We start from the raw sequence: 20,815 nt of genomic DNA, 5'->3' as shown, positions 1-20,815 counted from the left end.
CGAGCCCCTCCCCCGGGTCAGGTAGTCGTATGCCCTCAGCGGCGGACCTGGATCAGCGCGTGCGTGCCGCCGGTCCGCCAGCGCTGTCCCTCCGCGGCGACCAGTGCGGCCTCCGTGGCCGTGTCGAGGCCGGTGATCACATCGGACTTCAGGGTGCGCAGCGCGGCGACGGGACCCGGGAAGTACGCGGTGACCTCGTCGAACGGCGTGGTCGGCGGCCACATCCGATCGCCCACCAGGCGGCGGTAGTTGAGGTCGCCCTTCACCACGGTCAGCGTCGCCGAGGCGAACTCCGCCCGGAGGTCGTCGGGCATGTCGGCGTACGGCAGCGGGGCACAGGAGAAGGGGTGGGCCCGTACCGACAGGCGGCCGTCGGTCATCGCCGCCCACAACTCCCGCCCGTACCCGGCGGCCACGCCCGGGACGGAGGTGATGCGGCGCAGCGCGTCGAGGACGTCGGCGGTGGTGGCGTCGGAGACGTAGTACGGGTAGGGCTTGATGTGCAGCACCGCCCGCCCGATGTGCCCGTGCGCGAGGAGGTGGGCGATCAGGAGCAGGTCGGGGATGAGTTCGCGGCCCGCGTTGTCGGCGACGAGGCAGAGGGTGCCGGTGCCGGAGGGAGGCAGCAGCGACCAGAGGGTGTCACTGTCGTCGGCGACCAGGGCGGGCGTGGCGGCGGGTGTTCCCGCGCCCTTGGCGGAGAGGCGGAAGCCGAGGTCCGCGCGGTTGCCCCACAAGGAGCCGTGCAGCAGGGCGCGCGCCTGCTCGTCGATCGGTTTCGCCTCCAGGTCGTCGAGCGCGGCGAGTTCCTCGTCCGTCTCCGGGGCGTCGAGTTCGGCGAGCTTGGAGGGGCGGAAGGGGTCGATGCCCTGCCAGGTGCCGGGGCCGAAGTAGCCGACCGCGTCGAGGAGTCGGCGGTAGAAGTAGCTCTCGGACCACAGCCAGGGGATGTCGAACCAGGACCGGCCGGTGTGGTCGCCCGCGCCCCAGGCCTGCCAGCGCTCCCGGTCGGGCGCGTCGGCCGGGAGCGGTTCGGTCACGCCCTTGGTGCAGCTGTCGAGGAGCGCGTCGAGCGCACGCTGCTGCTCGGGGCCGTACGGGAAGGCCTCCCGGATCTGCCGCACGATCGCGGGATGCCGCTCGGCGAGGACGCTGTGCGGGAACGAGCCGGGTTCGTTGCCGAGGATGACCGGCGCGGACGGGGCGAAGGGCATGCGCGTCACCGTATCGCCCCAGCTGTGCGGGTGCGCTCCGCTGGAAGGGGCGCGATATGTCGTCGGTCGGCTGCGGCGCCGTTGTGGCTGGTCGCGCCCACGCGGCGGAGCCGCATATTGATACAGCCCCGCGCCCCTATGGGGCGCAGCCGAACCTGCTCAGCCAGCCGCGATTTCCCGCTCCAGGCGGGTGGCGAGGCTCAGATAGCGGGCGCGGCGGGGGACGGGGACCAGGCCGCGGATCAGGACGTGCCACATCTCGGCCATGCGGCGGGGCTGCCGGGCGAGCGGGTCGAGGGAGCGCCCCACGACCCGGGTGCCGACGAAGAAGGAGACCAGTGCGTGGGCGACGGCTTCGATGTCGATGTCCTGGTGGACGTCGGATTCCCTGACCGCGCCGCCGAGCTTGCGCGAGAAGGACTCCAGCCACTCGGTGAAGGGGTGCCGCAGGGGCGGCCGTACGGCGACCCCGGCGGTGGCGAGCCGGAGTCCGGCCCGGTGTATCGGGCCGTCCACGGAGAGGCGGGCGATGGCGAACGTGGTGCGGATCAGCGCTTCGAGGGAGGTGCAGCCCCGGCTGTCCATCTCCTCCACCAGTTTTCGAGCCGCCGTGGACTGGATCTCCAGAATGGCGTGGGCCAGATCCTCCTTGGCCGCGAAGTGGAAATACAGGGCGCCCTTGGTGACGCGGGCGTGCTCGACGATGTCGCTCAGACTGGTCGACTCGTAACCCTGGCGGTCGAACAGATCGGCGGCCGCGGTGATGATCGCCGCGCGGGTCTGCTCGGCGCGTAACTGCCTCGCCATCGGGGACTCCTGAAAAAAAGACGGCTCGCGCCGTTTGTTTCTTACTCCCCGTTAAGATAACTCACCGTACAGCGTGATCGACGAGCCGAAGTCACACCGCCGACCTTCACTCCATTCCCACGACTAGCGCATTCACACTCTTCGCATCGTGAGGCGTCCGTGAAGGGTTGGCCGAAAAACAGGGTGGACGGTATCGAACGACGGCAAAAAAACGACGGGCCGACCGGTGCCCATCCGCACCGGTCGGCCCGTCCGCTTGTGGCCGTTCGTCAGTTCATGCGTCCGCTCGGCCGTTCGCTCAGAAGGTCAGCTTCCAGCTGTTGAGCCTGCCCGTGTCCTGCGCCGCCGTGTCCTGGACGCGCAGCTTCCAGGTGCCGTTCGCGGTCTCGCCGGACGCGTTCACCGTGTAGGTGGTGTTGACGTTGTCCGCGGAGTCCGACGAGCTGGCCGCCTTCAGGCGGTAGGTCGAACCGTCCGGCGCGACCAGGTCGATGACCAGGTCACCGCGGTAGGTGTGGGTGATGTCCACACCGACCTGGAGGGCCGAGGGGGCGTTGCCGCTGCGGCCGCTGACCGCGATGGAGGACTCGATGGCCGCGCCGTTGTCCGGGACGGAGACGGCCGTGCTGCTGGTGAAGGTGGTGCCCCCCGTGGAGCCGCCGGAGCCGCTCACCGCCTGCACCGTCTTGGCCGCGTCCGCCAGGCCCGCGCCACAGCCGCCCGAGCAAGCCCCGGGCAGGGCACGGGCGTTGGTCTTGATGGCCGACTCGACCTGGGCCGGGGTCAGCGCGGAGTTGGCCGACTCCATCAGCGCGGCGAGGCCCGCGATGTGCGGGGTGGCCATGCTGGTGCCCTGGTAGTAGGCGTACGACTCGCTCGACGGCGTCTTGGTGCCGGAGTTCAGCGTGGACAGGATGCCGTTCGCGGTGCCGGTGCTGGTCTGGCCGCCGGGCGCCGAGATGTCCACGAGGGAGCCGTAGTTGGAGTAGGACGCCTTGGCGCCGGTGCGGTTGGTGGCCGCGACCGAGATCACGTTGTTGCAGTTGCCCGGCGAGTGGTTGGCCACGTTGTCGTTCTCGTTGCCCGCGGCCACGACGATCGTGGTGCCCCGGTTCACGGCGGCGTTGATGGCGCTCTGCGTCGCCGAGCTGCATGCCCCGTCGCCGCCCAGGCTCATGTTGACGACCTTGGCGACATTGGAGTTGGCGGGCACACCGGAGACGCTGCCGCCGGACGCCCAGGTGATGGCGTCGATGATGTCGGAGTCGTAACCGCCGCACTTGCCGAGCACCCGCAGCGGGGAGATCTTGGCGCCGTGGGCGATACCCGCGACACCCTTGCCGTTGTTGGTGGCCGCGGCGATGGTGCCCGCCACATGGGTGCCGTGCCAGGAGGAGTTGCTGGCCGGGATGCCGGCGCCGCACTCGTTCGCGTTGTACCAGTCGCCCGGGTCGGCCGGGTTGCTGTCACGGCCGTTGCCGTCGACGGAGACGGCGGTGTCGGAGATGAAGTCGTAACCGCTTACGACGTTCGCCGCGAGGTCGGAGTGCGTGACATAACCGGTGTCGATGACGGCGACGGTGACACCGCTGCCGGTGGAGGTCGTCCAGGCACCCGGCACGTTCATGCCCGCGGTGGTCTCGAACAGGTCCCACTGCTTGGCGTACTCGGTGTCGTTCGGGTCGGCCTTGGGGGTGTTGAGGCGGTCCGGTACGACATAGGCGACCTGCGGGTCGGCCTTGTACTCGGCGACGACGTCGGCGACATCTGTCCTCGTGAGGTTCTCACCGAGGTCGACCAGGGCGGCACCGGTGCCGAGGCGGCGCTGGAAGTCCAGGTCTTCACCGGCCTCCTTGCCCTTGGCCACGGCGTCGGCGTCCGCGGCCCGGTTCGACTTGGCCTCGGTGGCACCGGACTTGTAGCCGACGATGAGACGCTCGGCGACGGTGCCGGGGGCGGCCTCGGTCTGCGCGGCCGGGACGGCGGCGGCTTCCGGGGCGGCGGCCTGGGCGACGGCGACCGAGGCGGTGGCGGCGGTGACGAGTGCGGCGGAGACCGCCGCGACGGATATCAGCTTCCGTCTGAGCGAGGGGGAGGTACGCAAGGGCTTTGCCTTTCGTTGCCGGACTCCGGGCAGCGCGGAGCGGCGGTCGGTTCGCTTCGTCCTCGAAGCGGCGGGGGGTGAGCCGAAAAGCGGTCGGGAGGAACCCGAGGTGCGTTGCGTGGCCGGCCAGGCGCGGATGCCGACCCGTCCAGGGGTTACCTGTGGGTCAGCTGAGGTCGAACGATAGGCAAAGGAATCACCATCCGGATACAGGGGAAACCCTCGATCCGGCCGGAAACACACCCTAGACAGCGGGCAGTTGACCGGTTACGACACCTTTCACCCCGGACGTCACGCGATGAACGCGCCGGACGCGGTTTCCGTACTGCACGCAAAAGACCGTTCGCATGCCCGGCCGAGGAGACGTTCCGGATGCCCCGGATGACCGCATACCGCAGAGCCCTGGGGGCCGTAGCCGTGGCCCCGTTCCTTCTTCCTCTCTGGGCGGCGGGACCGGCACAGGCGCACGGCGCGCCCACGGACCCGGTGAGCCGGGTGTACGCCTGCTCCCCCGAGGGCGGCGACGCGGCCGGTTCGGCGGCCTGCGAGGCGGCCGTCGGCGCGAACGGCGCACCCTTCACCGCCTGGGACAACCTGCGGATCGCGAACGTGAACGGCCGGGACCGGCAGACCGTCCCCGACGGACAGCTGTGCAGCGGCGGCCTGCCCGCGTACCGGGGCCTCGACCTGGCCCGCTCCGACTGGCCGTCCACGAACCTGAAGCCGGGCGCGGCGCTGACGATGCGGTACGCCTCGACGATCCCGCACACCGGCACGTTCCGGCTCTATCTGACGAAGCAGGGCTACGACCCGTCGAAGCCGCTCACCTGGTCCGATCTGCCGTCGCAACCGTTTGCCGAGGTGACGGACCCGGCCCTGACGGACGGCGCGTACCGGATCACCGGGACGCTGCCGTCCGACCGGACGGGCCGGCATGTGCTGTACACGATCTGGCAGAACACCAGCACGGCGGACACGTACTACTCGTGCTCGGACGTGGTGTTCCCGGCGTCCGGGCAGGGCGGGAGCGCGGCGACGCCGAAAGCGCCGGGTTCGGCGTCGCCGGCCGACAAGTCGGCGCCTGCCGGCAAGAAGAGCAAGGCCCCGTCGCCGACGCCCAGCCAGAGCAGCGCACCGCCGAGTCCGACGGCGTCCGCCACCCCGCAGACCCCGGACAGCACCCCGCTCGCCTCCACCCCCGACGCCGACTCCGGCCCCTCGGCCCCGATGGTGGCGGGCGGCGCCGCGGCGGTGCTGGTGCTCACCGGCGGTGCCGCCCTGGCCCTGCGTCTGCGCCGACGCTGAACGCCGGGCGTACGAAGGTCAGTTGACGTAGACGAGCGCTCCCCCGTCGGTCACGGGGGCGTACTTGGCGGTGAAGTAGCCGTTGGCGAAGCAGAGCGAGGAGCCGGACGTCTTGGTGAACTGCTGGGCGGTGAAGGCGATGCTGTTGTCGGTGTTGTCCGCCCTGCCGGTCAGGCTGGGGGCCTGGTAGACGCAGGTGATGCTGCCCAGAAGGGTGCGCAGCACGACCGTGGTCTGGATCGCGGAGCCGCTCGCCGGGGTCACGGTGAGGCTGCCGTCGGAGGACACGGACGTGGTGTAGGGCAGGTTGTCGACGGAGATGCTGGTGACACCGAGCACGCCGACGACGTTGGTGGTGCAGCTGCTGCTGTTGAAGGTGTGGCCCGTGACCGACTCCGTGGCGGTGCCGGGCGCGGTCGGGTTGTCGGTGACGGTCGCGGTGAACTGCGACGACGTGCACGAGATGCCGCTGGTGCCGGTCGCGCTGGAGTAGAGGGTGGCGGTGGTGCCACTGGCCAGCGGCGCGGTGAGGACATCGCCGACGGCGACGGGCGTGCCGGCGAGTCCGCCGGTGGTGAGGACCGGGGTGTCGGCCGCGGAGGCGGGGACGGCGGCCGGGAGGGTGAGGGCGGCGACGGCGGTGGCCAGGGTGAGCAGGGTTCGCGTGCGCATGCGGGTGCCTCGATTCTGAGGTGAAGGGTGAAGGAGTGAAGAGGTGAAGGTGGGGGGTGAAGGTGGGGGTGGGGGCGCGCGTGAGTGCCTGCCGTTGCCGGTCCGTGACGCCTTCTCCGTACGTGACGGACCGGCAACGGCAGCCGGCCTGTGAGCGGCCGGGGGGCAGGAAATGCCCGCAGGGGGAGGACAAGAGGTCCGGGAGAACGCGGGCAGTGCCCGCGGGGCGGATCCGGCGCCACGGATCCGGGGAGAGCAGTGCAAGTTGTAAACCTGAGGGTTGTTCAACGTCAAGGGTTCTCAACGGAGTTGGGACACGGGCCGCGGTCTTTGCGGAAGCCCGGGAAGCCCTTGGCGCACAGGTGACACACAACCGGCACGCTTTTTTCACAACTCTCTTGACCCTCAAATGTAACCCCCGGTAACTTCCTCGACGGCTACTGCCGCGTAACGAGAAAGCCCTTGCGCCCGCCGGGAGTTGTGAGGAGGCGTGCGCGGCAGCCGCTGTCCGCGCCAGGACACCGTGCCGTGCACGATCCGACCGCATTCACCAGTCACCTGGGAGCAGACATGACCCCGCCCTCGGACGTCTCGTCGTCCGTCGATCACACCCCCGAGAACCCCGAAAGCGGTTCCGCGACCTCCGCCGAACCGCACAGACGCGGCCGGGTCCGGCTGCGCCGGGCCGCGGTGATGGCGGTACCCGCCACGCTGGTCACGGCCGCGCTCGCGGTGCTCACCGCCGAAGGGGCGCTGGGCGTGCAGTTCGCGATCTCCGGCATGCCCTTCACCGTCACGGCGACCGAACTCAACGGCACCGGTTTCGAGCAGTTCGGCGGCCTCGACAACATGGCGCCGGGCAGCCCGAACGCGGGCGACACCGGCGGACAGGTGCTGGTCGTCACGTCCGCGATCAAGGACGCGACGCTCACCAAGCTGTGTCAGAGCGTCGATCTCGGCGGTACGAACCTGCTGATCACGGCGGGCAGTGGCGCGGAGAAGGTGCGGGCGAAAAACCTGACCACCGACTCGACCGAGCTGTCCGGTGACGCCGCCTTCAAGAACATCGAGATCGGCAACGACGCGAGTACGTTGACCAAGGCCGGGGTGAAGGGGCCGATCGGGGTGTTCAGCCAGCAGGCCGACACCGTGCGCATCGCCAATCTGCGGCAGACCAACTACGCGACCACCGCAGCGGTGTTCAAGCTTCCCGGCCTCAAACTCAGCTTCAGCAGCAAGGGTTGCTGATGTCGGAGCGTCCGAGTCGAGTGCTGCGGTCCGCCTTCCGGGGGTGGCGGGCCGGCCGGCCGTTCTGGGGCGGGCTGCTGCTCGTGCTGGGCGGGGTGGAGGTCCTGCTCACCATGAAGGCGTCGATGAAGGTCATGCTGCATGTGGGGATGCAGGGGGTGGCCGGGTATCTGCTGCCTGCGCTGATGGTGCTGCTGGGGTTGCTGGTTCTGTTCAATCCGGCCCAGCGGTTGTTCTATTCGATCACCGGGGTGCTGGTGTCGCTGGGGACCTGGATGACGTCGAACCTGGGTGGCTTCTTTGTGGGGCTGCTGTTGGGTGTGGTGGGGAGTTGTCTGGTGTTCGGGTGGCTGCCTGATCAGGAACCTCGGCGGCGGTTTAGGCGGAAGGTAGTGAAAGCGGTCTCGCCGTAGCGCTTCGCTGGATTCGGCGGGTGCGGGTCTGTGGGGGCTGGTCGCGCAGTTCCCCGCGCCCCTAAGGTCGCTGCCGTCAACTTCTTTACCAGGGAGGCCACTTGACCACCGACGGCATCGACACCGAGCACGCTCACTCCGCCCGGATCTACGACTACATCATCGGCGGGAACGACCACTATCCGGCCGACCGGGAAGCCGGTGATGCCATGGTTCGGGAGTGGCCTGCGTTGCCTGTTCATATGCGGGCCAACCGGGACTTCATGAACCGGGCGGTGCGGTATCTGGCTCAGGAGGCGGGGATACGGCAGTTCCTGGACATCGGGACGGGCATACCGACCTCGCCGAACATCCATGAGATCGCCCAGGCGGCGGCGCCGGGGGCGCGGGTGGTGTACGTCGACAACGATCCGCTCGTGCTCGCGCTGTCGGAGGGGCTGGTGTCGAGTACGGCGGAGGGCAGGGTGTCGTACATCGAGGCGGACATGCGTGAACCGGCGGCCGTGCTCGACGCCCCGGCGTTCCGTGACACGCTCGATCTCAGTGAGCCGGTCGCGCTGACGGTGATCGCGATCGTGCACTTCCTGCTGGACGAGGACGACGCCGTGGGGATCGTACGGCGGCTGCTGGAACCGCTTCCCACGGGCAGTTTTCTCGCGATGTCCATCGGTACCGCCGAGTTCGCGCCGGAGGAGGTCGGACGGGTGGCGCGGGAGTACGCGGCTCGCGGCATGCCGATGCGGCTGCGGACGCACGCCGAGGCCGAGGAGTTCTTCACGGGCCTCGAACTCGTCGAGCCGGGCATCGTCCAGGTCCACAAGTGGCGTCCGGACGGCACGGGCACCGAGGTGGTCCGGGACGAGGACATCGCGATGTACGGGGCGGTGGCGCGCAAGGCGGTCTGACGGTTTACCGGCGCAACCGGCACGGTAGCGCTTGGTGCTTCCGGCCAGCGCACATCACGATGTGGGAGCGACAACTCACTCCACGTGGTGGTGCACTTGACGACCGGTGGCCGCACGCGATGTGATCCGCCCCAGTGAGAGTCACCCGTTCGGCGCACGCCTCGTGCGGCCCGACCAGCGCTCTCCCTGTTCCTCCGGCTCGGCCGCACAGCGAGGTGCCCGCACCCCATGAAGACTCCGCCTCCTTCCTCCGGTTCCCCCCGTCCGGCTCGCGTCGCCGCCGTCCTGGCCGCCGCCTGTCTACTGCTGGCCGGCTGCTCCGGGCTCGATGACGCCGACAGCCGGGCGGACACGGCAGCGGCGGGCGGAACTGGGATGAAGGTCGCTCTGATCACGCACGGCGCAGAGGGCGACGTCTTCTGGGAGCGGGTGCGGAAGGGGGCCGAGGCGGCGGCCGCCAAGGACGACGTCGACCTCACCTACGTCAGCGATCCCGACCCGGCGGGCCAGGCCGAGCTGATGCGGAACGCGATCCGGGACAAGGTCGACGGCATCGCGGTGACCCTGGCCAGGCCCGCGGCGATGACGGGTGCGGTCGGCGAGGCCAAGGCGGCGGGCATACCCGTGGTCGGACTCAACTCCGGTATCGACGCCTGGCAGTCGGCGGGGCTCCTGGAGTACTTCGGCCAGGACGAGAGCGTCGCGGGCCGGGCCGTCGGCGACAAGCTGGACGACCTCAAGGCCAAACACGCCCTCTGTGTGATCCACGAACGCGGCAACGTCGCCCTGGAGGCGCGCTGCGCCGGGGTGAAGAAGACGTTCGGCGGCGCGACGCAGATGCTCTATGTGGAGGGCACCGACATGGCCGCGACCTCCGCCGCGATCACGGCCGAGCTGCGCCAGGACCGGAGCATCGACGAAGTGGTCACCAATGGCGCGCGGTTCGCGCTCACCGCGGTCAGCTCCGTGAAGGAGGCGGGCAGCGACGCGAAGGTGGCGACGTTCGACCTCGACAACGACCTGGTCAAGGCCGTGGCGAACGGTTCCGTCCAGTTCGCGGTGGACCAGCAGCCGTATCTGCAGGGGTATCTCGCCGTGGACTCCCTGTGGCTGTACCGGACGAACGGCAACATCAGCGGCGGTGGCGTGGCCCCGGTGCTCACGGGCCCGGCGATCGTCTCCAGGGCGAACGTCGGCGCGGTGGCCGGGTTCGCCGCCAAGGGCACGCGCTGACCGGACAATTCATGCACCGGTGTCGCCACAGATTCGGCCCCTTACGACACGTGCGGTCACTTGTGCGGATAGCATCCTGCGCACCCCCGCCCGCTCCCCCGCTGCCCCACTGATCGCCCTAGGACGACGATGTCTCCACGGACACGTTCCCGGCGCCGCCTCGGCTCCATACGTCTCTCCCTGATCCTCCTGGCCCTGGTGCCCAGCGTCACCCTCGCCGCGATGTGGGGTGTGACGACGACACAGATGTTCACGGAGGGGCTGCGGCTGCGCGGGCAGACCGAGCTGAGCCGGTCGACCGGCGCCATGGGCACCGAGGCCACACTCGCCCTGCAGACGGAGCGCAGGCTGTCGGCCGCGTGGCTGGCCTCACCGAACGGCTCCCGGAACGCCTTGGACGCGCAGCGGCGGAAGACGGACGAGGCGGTCGCCAAACTGGTCGGCCAGAACGACGAGATCGAGCGCGCCCCCGCCCGTATCTCGGACCGGCTGACCTCCGTCGTCGGATCGGTGAGCAGCCTCGAGTACTACCGGGGGCAGGTCGACGAGCCCACCGACATCACCGCACAGCAGGCGCTGGACCAGTACAGCGCGATCATCGACGAGCAGATCCACGCCTTCCAGGCGCTCTCCCAGGTCGACGACGGCGACCTCACCGCCCAGGCGGGCCCGCTCGTCGCGCTGGAGCACGCGGCGGAGCTGGCCTCCCAGGAGGATGCCCGGCTCACCCTGGCCTGGCCGTCCGGGTACCTGGACGAGGAGGCCTGGTCCAGGTTCGCGGAGTCGGTCAACACGCGCCGCTGGCTGGTCGAGGACCAGATCGTCCCGCAGATGAGCGGCAGCGCGAAGACGCAGACCGAGCGGATCCTGCAGAGCCGGGAGTGGCAGACGCTGGAGTCCCTCGAGGACCAGGTGCTGGCGGCCCGGGCGGACAGCGCGGGTGCCCGCAGGATCCCCCTGCCCGATGTGGGGAAGCAGTGGGAAACCGCGTTCGCGAAACTCGCCGACGAGTACGGGCTGCTGATCAAGCGGCAGACGGCCGGACTGCTCGACCGGAGCGCCGACACGTCGGACAACCTGCTGATCACGGCCGGTTCCCTCAGTGCCGGCGGACTGCTCGCCCTGCTGGTGTGCGTGTGGATGTCCTGGCGGATCACCCGTTCCCTGTCCCGGCGGCTGCGCGGTCTGCGGGTGGCCACGCTCGGCCTGGCCCAGGAGCGGCTGCCCGATGTGGTCGCCCGGCTGAACCGGGGCGAGAAGATCGACGTGGAGCAGGCGACCCCGCCGCTGGACTACGGCCACGACGAACTCGGCCAGGTGGCCACGGCGTTCAACACCGCGCAGCGCACGGCCGTGCACACCGCGGTCGAACTCGCCGACACCCGGCGCGGCTTCCAGAAGGTGATCCTGGGCATCGCCCGGCAGAGCCAGAACCTGGTCAATCTGCAGCTGACCAAGCTGGACGCGCTGGAGCGGGCGCACCAGGACCCCGAGATCCTCAAGGGCCTGTACGAACTGGACTCCACGGCCAGCCAGTTGCGCCGCTACGAGGAGAACCTCGTCATCATCAGCGGCGAGCGGCCCGGCCGCACCTGGACGCAGCCGGTCGCGCTGACCGACATCCTGCGCAGCGCGGTCGGCGAGGTCGCCGAGTACCAGCGGGTGGAGGTGCACACCGAGGAGGAGGTGGCGCTCGCGCCGCCCGCGGTGGCGGACGTGATCCATCTGCTGGCCGAGCTGATCGACAACGCGACCGTGTACTCCCCCGCGCCCAGCCCGGTCGGGGTGCGGGCCGCGCTGGTCGCCAAGGGCCTGGCCGTGGAGGTCGAGGACCGGGGCCTCGGAATGTCCGAGGAGGACTACGCCTCCCTCAACGCCCAGTTGGCCGAGCCCCCGCAGTTCGACGTGGTGGCACTCGCCGACGACCTCCGCCTCGGCATGTTCGTGATCTCCCGCCTCGCGCACCGGCACGGCATCTCCGTCACCCTGCGCTCCTCGCCGTACGGCGGGACCACGGCGATCGTGCTGATCCCGCACGATGTCGTGGTGCGGGACGTCCCGACGCCGGACACCGATACGGATGCGGCGACGGAAGCGAATACGGCCACGGACACGGACACGGACACGGTTGCAGGCGCGGATACGGTGACGGACGCGGACTCGGTTACGGACGCGGACGACATCGAGCACGCCGAGGCCGCCGAGCCCGAGGAGCCCGTACGGGAGCCCCGTCCCGTCGTCGCGGCCGGCACCGCCTCGGCCCGTACCGCCTCCGCCCCGGCCGCGGACGGCCGACCCGCCCCCGCCGCGCGCAACGGCGGCCTCACCCCGCTGCCCCGCCGGGTGCCGCAGACCAGCCTCGCCGCCGAGCTGCGTGAAGACGCCCCGGCCGCCGAAGAAGACGGTCACGCGGACGACTTCACCGCGGAGCAGGCCGCCTCCTCGCTCGCCGGCTTCCAGCGCGGCACGCTCCGGGCGCGTGACGACGGCGCCGACGAGGAGCCGACCGCGGCCGACGCCCCCCAGTCTTCGACTCCGCCCGCCGACCGCTCATGAAGGACACCGCCATGACACGCCCCACCCCCGCCACGCACACCCAGCTCGATCAGCTGCTCACCGGACTCGTGGAGCGGGTCGCCGAGGTGAACCACGCCGTCGTGCTCTCCGAGGACGGGCTGGTCGTCAGCAAGTCCACCGGGTTTCTGCGCGACGACGCCGAACGACTGGCGGCGACCGCGTCGGGCCTGATGAGCCTCAGCAAGGGCGTCAGCATGGACTTCCGCGGCGGTCCGGTGCGCCAGGCGCTGATCGAGATGGCGCACAGCTATCTGATCCTCACCTCCGCGGGCCCGGGCGCCCATCTCGTCGTCCTCACCAGCCAGGGCGCGGACGTCGGTGTGGTGGCGTACCAGATGAACATGCTGGTGAAGAAGATCGGCGAGCACCTGAGCGCGGCGCCGCGGGCCAATGTCGGTCCTGGCGCGTGAGGTGGCCGGAGACGACTCGACGGGCCGGCTGGTACGGCTTTTCGCCCTGACCGGCGGACGGACGCGGCCCAGCCGCGCCGACTTCACGCTGATCACGATGGTCACCGCGGTGGATCCGCCGCCGGTGCTGGCGCCTCGCCCGGAGCCGGAGCAGACGCGGATCCTGCGCCGGTGCGGGGAGCCGATCGCCGTGGCGGAGCTGGCGGCCCATCTCGACCTGCCGGTGAGCGTCGTCGTGATCATGCTGTGCGATCTGCTGGAGGCGGGCCTGATCACCGCCCACCCGCCGCACCCCGTCTCCCCCCGCTCCCCGGACCTGGACCTGCTGCAGAAAGTGAGGGACAGTCTTGGCCGGCTCTGAGCCCGCCGCCACGGCGGTAGCGCCACCCGACACGGTCAAGATCCTGATCGCCGGGGGCTTCGGCGTCGGCAAGACCACGATGGTCGGGTCGGTCAGCGAGATCGTCCCGCTGCGCACCGAGGAACCGCTGACCGTGGCGGGCCTGGGCATCGACGACCTCGACGGCATCGGGGAGAAGCGGGCCACGACCGTGGCCCTGGACTTCGGCCGGATCACCATCAGCCGGGAGCTGGTGCTGTATCTGTTCGGTACACCCGGGCAGCAGCGGTTCTGGTTCATGTGGAACGACCTCGCCATCGGCGCTCTGGGCGCCGTGGTCCTGATCGACGTCCGCAGGCCCGAGTCCAGCTTCGCCGCGATCGACTTCTTCGAGCGCCGCGGCATCCCCTTCGTCGTGGGAGTGAACGGCTTCTACGGCGAACACCCCTACCCGCCCGAGGACATCCGGGACGCCCTGGCACTGCCGGAGCACGTCCGTGTGCTGCTGTGCGACGCGCGGGAGCGGGAGTCCTGCCGGGACGTACTGATCGCGCTGATCGACCAGTTGATCGCCGACGCCATCGAGGCCGACGGGGACGGCGGTCTCACTCGTCGGGACCGGTGAGCGGCTGGTTGGAGGGGGCGACGATCCGAGCGGTGAGGTCCGGGTCGGGCATGTCCGGGTCGAAGGGGAACAGCGGGCGGCGTACGCGGTGGTGGCCGAGTCGCAGGAGGTCCTGGTCGACACCGCCCGGCGTGAGGGCCATCTTCCAGTCCGCCGACATCGCGAACAGCTCGGGTTCCAGATAGCCGATCTTGACGATGACCACGTCCGCGGCCCGGGGGCTCAGGTCCAGGTCGGTGAAGTCGTGTTCATGGTGGTACGGCTTGCGCAGCCGGGTGAGGATCACATGCACGCTCCCCACCCGCAGGACGACCTCCACTTCCGCGTCCCGGTCACCGTGCCGGATCGCATGGACCACGCCGGTCAGGGTGAGCGGGCCGGCGTGGCGGTCGTCGACCTCGGCGCCCGCGGTGACGGTGACCGTGGCGCCGACGCCCGCCCCGACCGCCGTGTCCACCGCTTCCGGGCCCGGCAGTGAGGCGTAGAGGACCGTCGGGCCGCCCGGGTCCTTGAACTCCGGGCGGGCCAGGACCCGTTCGAGCCCCCAGGTGACGTCGCCGGCGCCGCCCGCCGTCGGATTGTCGCCGGTGTCGCTGATGAAGTACGGGCGTACGGCCGATGCCAGCGCCTCGTCGAGGCACTCGTCGAGCGTGCCGGTCGGCGCGACGAACGCGAACTCCCGTCGCGCCGCCCAGAATCCGCGGGCCAGCCTCTCAGCACCTGCCGTCACTGCGGGCTCGGAGCTTCCGGTGACGACGACCGCGGCCCGGTTGCGCGGCTCGTCCGCCCAGGCGTAGCCGACCCAGATCGCCGCGTCCGTCACACCCTCGGTCGCCTCGACCTCCGCCACCGCCGCGTACACGCTCTTCGCGGGTTCGATACGGGTCGAGGTCTGCTCCCCGGCGAGCAGCACCGGCACCGGGATCCACGCCTTGGCCGGGCGGGGCGCACCGCTGCGCAGCAGGTCGACGAGGTTGCGGGCGGCGCGCTCCTTCGTCTCCATGGCGTCCTCGTGCGGGGCCATGCGGTAGCAGGTGATCAGGTCGGAGCGGTGGACCAGGTCGCGGGAGACGTTGCCGTGCAGGTCCATGGAGGTCGATACGAGTGCGTCGGGACCGATGACGTCACGGATCCGCGCCAGGAGCACGGCCTCGGCGTCGTCCAGTCCCTCGACCGTCATCGCGCCGTGGATGTCGTACCAGAGACCGTCCACCGGGCCCAACTGCCGGAGCCGGTCGATGAGTTCACCGGACAACTCGGCGAACGCGGCCGCCGTCACCGTGCCGCCCGGCAGCGCCTTGCCGACCAGGGCACCACGCCAGTCGGCGGCGGAGCGCAGGGGCTCCCCCTGGGCGAGGAACGGGTAGCGCGTCAGGACGTCGGCGCCGCGCTGCGGGTGGAAGGCGGGGGCCTCGGTGCGGGCGGGTGAGAAGGTCGAGGACTCGATGCCGAGTCCGGCGACGGCGATGACGGGACGTTGGGCGGGGCGACGGGAGTCGGTCATGGTTCGGTGCCTCCGGGGTGTCGGTCGGTGGTTCGTGTCCCGATGTCAGGGGCGGGCTCCGGATGTCACAGCTGGGCTCCTGACGTCACGCGTGGCCTCCCGTGACCGCGTGCAGCGCATGTGCGAGCGCCCGCTGGAGTGCGAACTGGCCCGCGCCGACCAGGCCGGCGTCGGCGCCGAGGCTGGCGCGTTCGATGGCGAGGTGCTCGGTCACCAGCGGATGGCAGCCCTCGTAGAGCTGGCTGCGGACGGCGGCGACGAACGGTTCCAGGGTGGAGAGGATGCCGCCGAGGTACACCGCGTCGGGGTTGAAGAAGTTGACGTTCGCGGCGAGCACCATGCCGAGGTAGCGGCCCGCCTGCCGGACCGCGCGTGTCGCCTCGGGGTCGGCGTCGCTGGCGAGCCGTACGACGTCCTCGGTGGAGTCGACGGCGAGGCCGCGTTCGCGCAGGATGCGCACCAGCGCGGCACCCGAGGCGACCGTTTCCAGGCAGCCGGTGTTGCCGCAGGAGCAGGGGATGTCGTGGGCGGCCTCGACCCGGACGTGGGTGATCTCGCCCGCGGCGCCCGACCCGCCACGGTAGAGCCTGCCGTCGGCAATCACGCCCGCGCCGATAGCGGTGCCGGTCTTGACCATGATCGACTGGCGGCGTTCCGGGGGCTGGACCGTGTGCTCGCCCACGGCCATGCAGTTGGCGTCGTTCTCGATGGCGGCCGGGACGCCGAAGTGGTCCTCCAGCCAGGAACGGACGGGATAACGGTTCCAGCCGGGCATCCGGGACGGGAGCGTGACGACGCCGGAGACGACGTCGACCGGGCCGGGGAGGGACAGGCCGACGCCGCGCAGCAGGTGCCGTCCGTGCCGGTCGGCGAGGGACTCGAGGGTCTCGGCCAGTCCGGGCAGCGCGGACTCCGGGCCGTCGGCCGTGGGGAAGGGCACGGTGGAGACGTCGGTGAGGCCGCCGCCGGGCAGGACGACGCCGACATGGGCGTGCCGGCCGCCGAGTTCGGCGGCGACCGCGAATCCGTCGCTGCCGCCTAGGCGGAGCACCTTCTGCGGTCGGCCGCCGTTCGAGGAGCGGGTGCCCTCCTCGGCGACCAGTCCGTGGGCGACGAGCTGGCCGACGGTGAGCGAGATCGTCGACGGGGCAGCGCCGAGCAGTCCGGCCAGCTCGGTACGGGTGGACGCCTGCCCGGAGGCGAGCAGTTCGAGGACGCGTTCGGCGAGTGCGGAGACGCCGCCCGTGGCGGTCCGACGGTGCGGCACGCTTTTTTCAGGCATCTAGTGAGTTACTTCCGTCCCGGGGGTGCGAGGCGACGAGCGTAAGGCCGCACGACGGCTTCACGGCTTTTTTCAGAACAGCAGAAACAGGCTTTTTACAGCAGCGCGTCTGTTTCTTCGCCATCAGCGGTCGTTGACTGGCTTCCGCCACCCCGCCTTCGCTGTTCTTACGCCGAGGAGAGCCATGTCCCCCGCTCGCACGAGGCTTGTCGCCGGTGCTGTCGTCTGCGCGAGCACGCTGCTGCTCGCGGGCTGCTCCGGGGCGAGCGACAGCCCGTCCGCGTCACGCGACGCCATCAACTACGCGCTGCCCGCGAACTTCACGCCGAACTGGATCCTGCCGATCGGCACGGCGGCGCATCTGAACACCAACAACCGCTCCATCGCGGACAGTCTGTGGGAGCGGCTCGTCGCCTACGACGGTTCCACGGGCCGGATCGCCTGGAACAAGAAGGCGTCCATCGCCACCGCCGCCGACTTCGCCGCTGACGGAAAGAGCGTCACCATCACGCTCGGCGACCGGCATTGGAGCGACGGCAAGCCCATCACCTCGCGCGATGTCCAGTTCTGGTTCGACCTCATCAAGGCGAACAAGGCGGAGTGGGCGGGCTACACGCCGGGCCAGGCGCCGGACACCTGGACGTCCTTCAAGACCGTCGACGACCGCCACTTCACGATCACGTTCGACCAGGCCTACAACTCCCAGTGGATGCTGGCCAACGAGCTGAGCGAGATCACGCCGCTGCCCCAGCACGCCTGGGACAAGGGCGGCGACGCCAAGCAGGTGTGGAAGAACCTCAACGACGCCGCGAAGAACATCTCCGGCTACGCGAGCGACCCCCTGTGGAAGGTCATCAGCGGCCCGTACGCGGTGAAGTCCTTCTCGACCGCCGGCAAGGTCGTCCTCACCGCGAACAAGAAGTACGACGGCGGCGAGAAGCCCGGCATCTCCACGGTCAACCTGCTGCCGTTCACCACGGCGGACGCCGAGAAGAACGCACTGCGCTCGGGCAGCGTCGACTACGGCTACATCGAGGCGACCGACCTCGACCAGAAGGAGAGCTTCACCGCGCAGGGCTACGAGGTGAAGCCGTGGTCGGGCTGGGCGATCACCTATATGCCGTACAACTTCAACAACCCGGCGATGGGCGCGGTGTTCAAGCAGCTCTACGCCCGGCAGGCCGTGCAGCACTCGATCGACCAGGCGAGTCTGGCGAAGGTCGTCTTCAACGGCACGGCGGTCGCCGGATACGGGCCGATCCCGCAGGGACAGGCCTCCGACTTCGTGGCGCAGGAGCAGAAGAACAATCCGTATCCGTTTTCCACGGACACGGCGCGCAGCCTCCTCACCGAGCACGGTTGGACCGAGCAGGGCGGCGTCATGACCTGCGCCGAACCGACGAAGTGCGGTGAAGGCATCGCCAAGGGGACGAAGTTCGAGATGCAGGTGCTGTCACAGTCCGGCTCGACGGTGACGGACAACATGATGAGCGCGATCCAGTCCTCGCTCGCGAAGACCGGCATCAAGTTCTCCATCAAGACCGCGCCGGTCAACTCGGTGTTGTCGCAGACCCCGCAGTGCACGTCGGACCAGTCGATCTGCAAGTGGCAGTTGTCCTTCTTCGGTACGGCGGGCAGCTGGTACTTCAACGCCTTCCCGACCGGCGACTCGCTCTTCCAGTCCAAGGGCGGCTCGAACTTCGGCAACTACTCCAACCCGGAGGTCGACAAGCTCATCTCCGCCTCCACGACGTCGAGTTCGAACCAGGCGATCCAGGACTACAGCGCGGCCCTGGCCAAGGACCTGCCGGTGATCTGGCTGCCGGAGCCGGTCTACCAGGTCTCGGTCGTCAAGAACGGTCTCGGCGGCTTCTCCCAGGACTCGCTCGCCAACTTCCACCCGGCGCAGTGGAAGTGGACCAGCTGACCCCATGGAAACCGTCCTCTTCCTGACCCGTCGGATTCTCCAGGCTCTGGCCGTCATCCTGATCGTCACCATCGTCGTCTTCTGTCTGCTGCACGCGCTGCCCGGGGGTCCCGCACGCGGGATCCTCGGCCCGCAGGCGACGGCCGAGCAGATCGCCGCGTTCAACCACGAACAGGGCCTGGACCGCTCGCTGCCCGTCCAGTACGTCTACTACCTGGGCAATCTGCTCCAGGGCGACCTGGGCACGTCGTTCACCCTCAATGAAGCGGTCTCCCGGCTGATCGAGCAACGCCTGCCGAAGACCTTGGTGTTGACCGTGCTGTCCGCACTGGTCGGGCTGCTGCTCGCGGTCCCCCTGGGCATGTGGCAGGCGGTGCGGCGCAACAAGCCGACGGACTACGTCATCACCGCGCTGAGCTTCGTCGCGTACTCGACGCCTGTCTACTTCCTGGGTCTCGTGCTGATCCTGCTCTTCACCCAGACCCTGCGCTGGTTCCCGTCCCAGGCTCCCCAAGGGGACACGCTGGCCCAGGTGTTCGCGGATCCGGCCGCGCTGGTGCTGCCGGTGGTCACGGGTGCGGCCTCCATGGTGGCCGTGTTCAGCCGGTACATGCGGGCGGCGACGCTGGAGAACCTCTCCGAGGACTACGTCCGCACCGCGCGGGCCGGCGGTGCGCGGCAGCGGGCGATCCTCTTCCGGCATGTGCTGCGGAACTCCCTGACGCCGGTGGTGGCGATGCTCGGGTACTACGTGCCGGTGCTGTTCGGCGGTGCGCTGGTTGTCGAGCAGCTGTTCAACTACCCCGGTATGGGGCTGCTGTTCTGGAGTGCCGCGCAGGCCTCGGACTATCCGGTGCTGCTGGGGTGCGTTCTTGTCATTTCCGTGGCGACGGTTGTGGGGTCGTTGCTTGCGGATGTCGTTCAGCGGGTTGTGGATCCGCGGGTGAAGGTGGGTGGGGTGTGACCGGTGGTACTCAAGCCGCGGGCCGGTGGGGGCTGGTCGCGCAGTTCCCCGCGCCCCTGGGGGGTCGGCGCTTCGTTCGCAACAAGCTTGCCGTCGGGGGGCTCATCGTCGTCTGCCTCTTTCTGCTCTTCTGTTTCGTCGGGCCGTTGCTGTACTCCACCGACCAGACCCACACCGACCTCACCCAGGTCAACCTCCCACCCGGCGCCGAGCATTGGCTCGGGACGGACGCCGTTGGGCACGACGAGCTCGGGCGGCTGATGTACGGCGGGCAGGTGTCGCTGCTCGTGGGGCTGGCGGCCGGGGTCCTCGCGACCGTGATCGGCACGCTGTGGGGTGCGGTCGCGGGGTATGCGGGCGGCTGGGTGGACGCGGTGATGATGCGGGTCGTGGACGCGGGGATCGCCATCCCGGCGCTGTTCATCCTGCTGGTGGTCTCGGCGATCACCACGCCGGACACGGTCGGCCTGATCGTCGTGCTCGGTCTGGTGTCCTGGCTGGTCCCGTCCCGGCTGGTGCGGGCGGAAACGCTCACGCTCAAGAATCGTGACTACGTGCTGACGCTGCGCGCGACCGGCGGTACGCACGGCCGGGCCATCGTCCGGCACATCCTGCCGGGCTCCGTGTCGACGATCGTCGTCGCGGCCACCTTCCAGGTCGCCGACGCGATCCTGCTCGTCGCGTATGTGTCGTATCTCGGTCTTGGCGTCCAGCCGCCGGCGACGGACTGGGGCGGCATGCTGTCGGCCGGTCTGACGGCGGCGTACTCGGACCGCTGGTGGCTGATCGTGCCGCCCGGCCTCGCGATCATCCTCGTCGTCTGCGCGTTCAACGCGATCGGTGACGGGCTGCGCGACGCCTTCGACGTGAGGGGGCGCGGATGAGCGGCATTCTTGACGTCGAGCATCTGGACGTGACGTTCTCCACCGACATCGGCGACGTCCCCGCGGTATGTGACATATCACTGTGCGTACGGCCGGGCGAGACCCTCGCCCTCGTCGGCGAGTCCGGCTCCGGCAAGTCGACGGTCGCGCTGGCGGCGATGGGGCTGCTGCCGAGCACCGCACGCACATCGGGCCGGGTGACGATCAACGGCACGGACGTCGTCAGCGCTTCCGAAACCGAACTCGCCCGGCTGCGCGGCCGTACCGCGTCCATGGTCTTCCAGGAGCCCGCGACCGCTCTCGACCCCCTGACCCGCGTCGGCAAGCAGATAGCGGAAGTCGTACGCAACCACCGTCCCGTCTCCGCCAAGGAGGCGGCCCGCGAGGCGGTCGAGCTGCTG

19 protein-coding genes are annotated in these 20,815 nt (G+C 69.9%); 13 read left to right on the top strand and 6 right to left on the bottom strand.

What is annotated here, in order from left to right; genetic code table 11:
- Positions 1-35: 35 nt before the first annotated feature.
- The 3 genes from ACTWQO_RS17385 to ACTWQO_RS17375 form a co-directional block, all read right to left on the bottom strand.
- Positions 36-1,214, bottom strand: a complete 1,179-nt coding sequence (locus ACTWQO_RS17385) for a damage-control phosphatase ARMT1 family protein (protein WP_443238229.1) — start codon at positions 1,212-1,214, stop codon at positions 36-38.
- 159 nt (positions 1,215-1,373) lie between these two features.
- Positions 1,374-2,021 carry a ScbR family autoregulator-binding transcription factor gene (locus ACTWQO_RS17380; protein ID WP_443238228.1) on the bottom strand — a complete coding sequence of 216 codons (648 nt, stop codon included), beginning with the start codon at positions 2,019-2,021 and terminating at the stop codon, positions 1,374-1,376.
- Between the two features lie 298 nt (positions 2,022-2,319).
- Entirely contained in the window at positions 2,320-4,125 is a 1,806-nt protein-coding gene (locus ACTWQO_RS17375) for a S8 family peptidase (protein WP_443238227.1), read from the bottom strand.
- 372 nt (positions 4,126-4,497) lie between these two features.
- Between ACTWQO_RS17375 and ACTWQO_RS17370 the strand changes: the two genes are divergently transcribed.
- Positions 4,498-5,430 carry a lytic polysaccharide monooxygenase auxiliary activity family 9 protein gene (locus ACTWQO_RS17370; RefSeq protein WP_443238226.1) on the top strand — a complete coding sequence of 311 codons (933 nt, stop codon included), beginning with the start codon at positions 4,498-4,500 and terminating at the stop codon, positions 5,428-5,430.
- 18 nt (positions 5,431-5,448) lie between these two features.
- Here the strand turns inward: ACTWQO_RS17370 and ACTWQO_RS17365 are convergent, their stop codons facing one another.
- Entirely contained in the window at positions 5,449-6,102 is a 654-nt protein-coding gene (locus ACTWQO_RS17365) for a Tat pathway signal sequence domain protein (protein WP_443238225.1), read from the bottom strand.
- A 570-nt stretch (positions 6,103-6,672) separates the two neighbouring features.
- Here ACTWQO_RS17365 and ACTWQO_RS17360 point away from each other — a divergent pair.
- From ACTWQO_RS17360 to ACTWQO_RS17325, 8 genes are all read left to right on the top strand, one after another.
- Entirely contained in the window at positions 6,673-7,350 is a 678-nt protein-coding gene (locus ACTWQO_RS17360; protein WP_443238224.1) for a DUF6230 family protein, read from the top strand.
- A complete protein-coding gene (locus ACTWQO_RS17355) occupies positions 7,350-7,763 on the top strand; it encodes a DUF6114 domain-containing protein (protein ID WP_443238223.1) in 414 nt (137 codons plus the stop codon). Before ACTWQO_RS17360 ends, ACTWQO_RS17355 begins: the two co-directional genes overlap by 1 nt.
- Positions 7,764-7,864: 101 nt before the next feature.
- Positions 7,865-8,668, top strand: coding sequence for an SAM-dependent methyltransferase (locus tag ACTWQO_RS17350; protein ID WP_443238222.1), 804 nt, complete (start codon positions 7,865-7,867; stop codon positions 8,666-8,668).
- A gap of 228 nt (positions 8,669-8,896) precedes the next feature.
- Positions 8,897-9,901 (top strand): substrate-binding domain-containing protein, encoded by a 1,005-nt coding sequence (locus tag ACTWQO_RS17345; protein WP_443238221.1) that lies wholly within the window; start codon positions 8,897-8,899, stop codon positions 9,899-9,901.
- A gap of 129 nt (positions 9,902-10,030) precedes the next feature.
- Positions 10,031-12,457, top strand: a complete 2,427-nt coding sequence (locus tag ACTWQO_RS17340) for a sensor histidine kinase (RefSeq protein ID WP_443238220.1) — start codon at positions 10,031-10,033, stop codon at positions 12,455-12,457.
- Positions 12,458-12,468: 11 nt separating this feature from the next.
- Positions 12,469-12,888 carry a roadblock/LC7 domain-containing protein gene (locus ACTWQO_RS17335; RefSeq protein WP_210579565.1) on the top strand — a complete coding sequence of 140 codons (420 nt, stop codon included), beginning with the start codon at positions 12,469-12,471 and terminating at the stop codon, positions 12,886-12,888.
- Entirely contained in the window at positions 12,869-13,249 is a 381-nt protein-coding gene (locus ACTWQO_RS17330; protein WP_443238219.1) for a DUF742 domain-containing protein, read from the top strand. The genes ACTWQO_RS17335 and ACTWQO_RS17330 overlap by 20 nt, the downstream gene beginning before the upstream one ends.
- Positions 13,236-13,853 (top strand): GTP-binding protein, encoded by a 618-nt coding sequence (locus ACTWQO_RS17325; RefSeq protein ID WP_443238218.1) that lies wholly within the window; start codon positions 13,236-13,238, stop codon positions 13,851-13,853. The genes ACTWQO_RS17330 and ACTWQO_RS17325 overlap by 14 nt, the downstream gene beginning before the upstream one ends.
- On the opposite strand, the gene ACTWQO_RS17320 is transcribed toward ACTWQO_RS17325, so the two are convergent.
- Both ACTWQO_RS17320 and ACTWQO_RS17315 read right to left on the bottom strand, forming a co-directional pair.
- Positions 13,834-15,357, bottom strand: a complete 1,524-nt coding sequence (locus ACTWQO_RS17320) for a M81 family metallopeptidase (RefSeq protein WP_443238217.1) — start codon at positions 15,355-15,357, stop codon at positions 13,834-13,836. The two genes, ACTWQO_RS17325 and ACTWQO_RS17320, sit on opposite strands and share 20 nt — an antisense overlap.
- A gap of 85 nt (positions 15,358-15,442) precedes the next feature.
- Complete coding sequence (locus tag ACTWQO_RS17315; RefSeq protein ID WP_443238216.1) at positions 15,443-16,639, bottom strand: ROK family protein; 1,197 nt, start codon at positions 16,637-16,639, stop codon at positions 15,443-15,445.
- A 184-nt stretch (positions 16,640-16,823) separates the two neighbouring features.
- On the opposite strand from ACTWQO_RS17315, the gene ACTWQO_RS17310 reads away from it, so the two are divergent.
- The 4 genes from ACTWQO_RS17310 to ACTWQO_RS17295 all read left to right on the top strand — a co-directional run.
- On the top strand, positions 16,824-18,566 hold the full coding sequence (locus tag ACTWQO_RS17310; protein ID WP_443238215.1) for a peptide ABC transporter substrate-binding protein: 1,743 nt from the start codon (positions 16,824-16,826) through the stop codon (positions 18,564-18,566).
- A 4-nt stretch (positions 18,567-18,570) separates the two neighbouring features.
- Positions 18,571-19,530, top strand: a complete 960-nt coding sequence (locus ACTWQO_RS17305) for an ABC transporter permease (protein ID WP_443238214.1) — start codon at positions 18,571-18,573, stop codon at positions 19,528-19,530.
- Complete coding sequence (locus ACTWQO_RS17300; protein ID WP_443238213.1) at positions 19,527-20,414, top strand: ABC transporter permease; 888 nt, start codon at positions 19,527-19,529, stop codon at positions 20,412-20,414. The genes ACTWQO_RS17305 and ACTWQO_RS17300 overlap by 4 nt, the downstream gene beginning before the upstream one ends.
- Positions 20,411-20,815, top strand: a 405-nt coding sequence (locus tag ACTWQO_RS17295; RefSeq protein WP_443238212.1) for an ATP-binding cassette domain-containing protein, incomplete at its 3' end; no start/stop codon positions are given. The genes ACTWQO_RS17300 and ACTWQO_RS17295, both read left to right, overlap by 4 nt.

This window comes from Streptomyces sp. 4N124, from assembly GCF_052245395.1.
Lineage (GTDB): Bacteria > Actinomycetota > Actinomycetes > Streptomycetales > Streptomycetaceae > Streptomyces.
Note: the sequence above shows the minus strand (reverse complement) of the source record. Positions and strands in the feature narration are given on the sequence as shown.

Coding starts and splice junctions, on each gene's coding strand:
- ACTWQO_RS17385 (WP_443238229.1), bottom strand. CDS start 1,214: ATGCCCTTCGCCCCGTCCGCGCCGGTCATCCTCGGCAACGAACCCGGC.
- ACTWQO_RS17380 (WP_443238228.1), bottom strand. CDS start 2,021: ATGGCGAGGCAGTTACGCGCCGAGCAGACCCGCGCGGCGATCATCACC.
- ACTWQO_RS17370 (WP_443238226.1), top strand. CDS start 4,498: ATGCCCCGGATGACCGCATACCGCAGAGCCCTGGGGGCCGTAGCCGTG.
- ACTWQO_RS17365 (WP_443238225.1), bottom strand. CDS start 6,102: ATGCGCACGCGAACCCTGCTCACCCTGGCCACCGCCGTCGCCGCCCTC.
- ACTWQO_RS17360 (WP_443238224.1), top strand. CDS start 6,673: ATGACCCCGCCCTCGGACGTCTCGTCGTCCGTCGATCACACCCCCGAG.
- ACTWQO_RS17355 (WP_443238223.1), top strand. CDS start 7,350: ATGTCGGAGCGTCCGAGTCGAGTGCTGCGGTCCGCCTTCCGGGGGTGG.
- ACTWQO_RS17345 (WP_443238221.1), top strand. CDS start 8,897: ATGAAGACTCCGCCTCCTTCCTCCGGTTCCCCCCGTCCGGCTCGCGTC.
- ACTWQO_RS17340 (WP_443238220.1), top strand. CDS start 10,031: ATGTCTCCACGGACACGTTCCCGGCGCCGCCTCGGCTCCATACGTCTC.
- ACTWQO_RS17335 (WP_210579565.1), top strand. CDS start 12,469: ATGACACGCCCCACCCCCGCCACGCACACCCAGCTCGATCAGCTGCTC.
- ACTWQO_RS17330 (WP_443238219.1), top strand. CDS start 12,869: ATGTCGGTCCTGGCGCGTGAGGTGGCCGGAGACGACTCGACGGGCCGG.
- ACTWQO_RS17320 (WP_443238217.1), bottom strand. CDS start 15,357: ATGACCGACTCCCGTCGCCCCGCCCAACGTCCCGTCATCGCCGTCGCC.
- ACTWQO_RS17315 (WP_443238216.1), bottom strand. CDS start 16,639: ATGCCTGAAAAAAGCGTGCCGCACCGTCGGACCGCCACGGGCGGCGTC.
- ACTWQO_RS17310 (WP_443238215.1), top strand. CDS start 16,824: ATGTCCCCCGCTCGCACGAGGCTTGTCGCCGGTGCTGTCGTCTGCGCG.
- ACTWQO_RS17305 (WP_443238214.1), top strand. CDS start 18,571: ATGGAAACCGTCCTCTTCCTGACCCGTCGGATTCTCCAGGCTCTGGCC.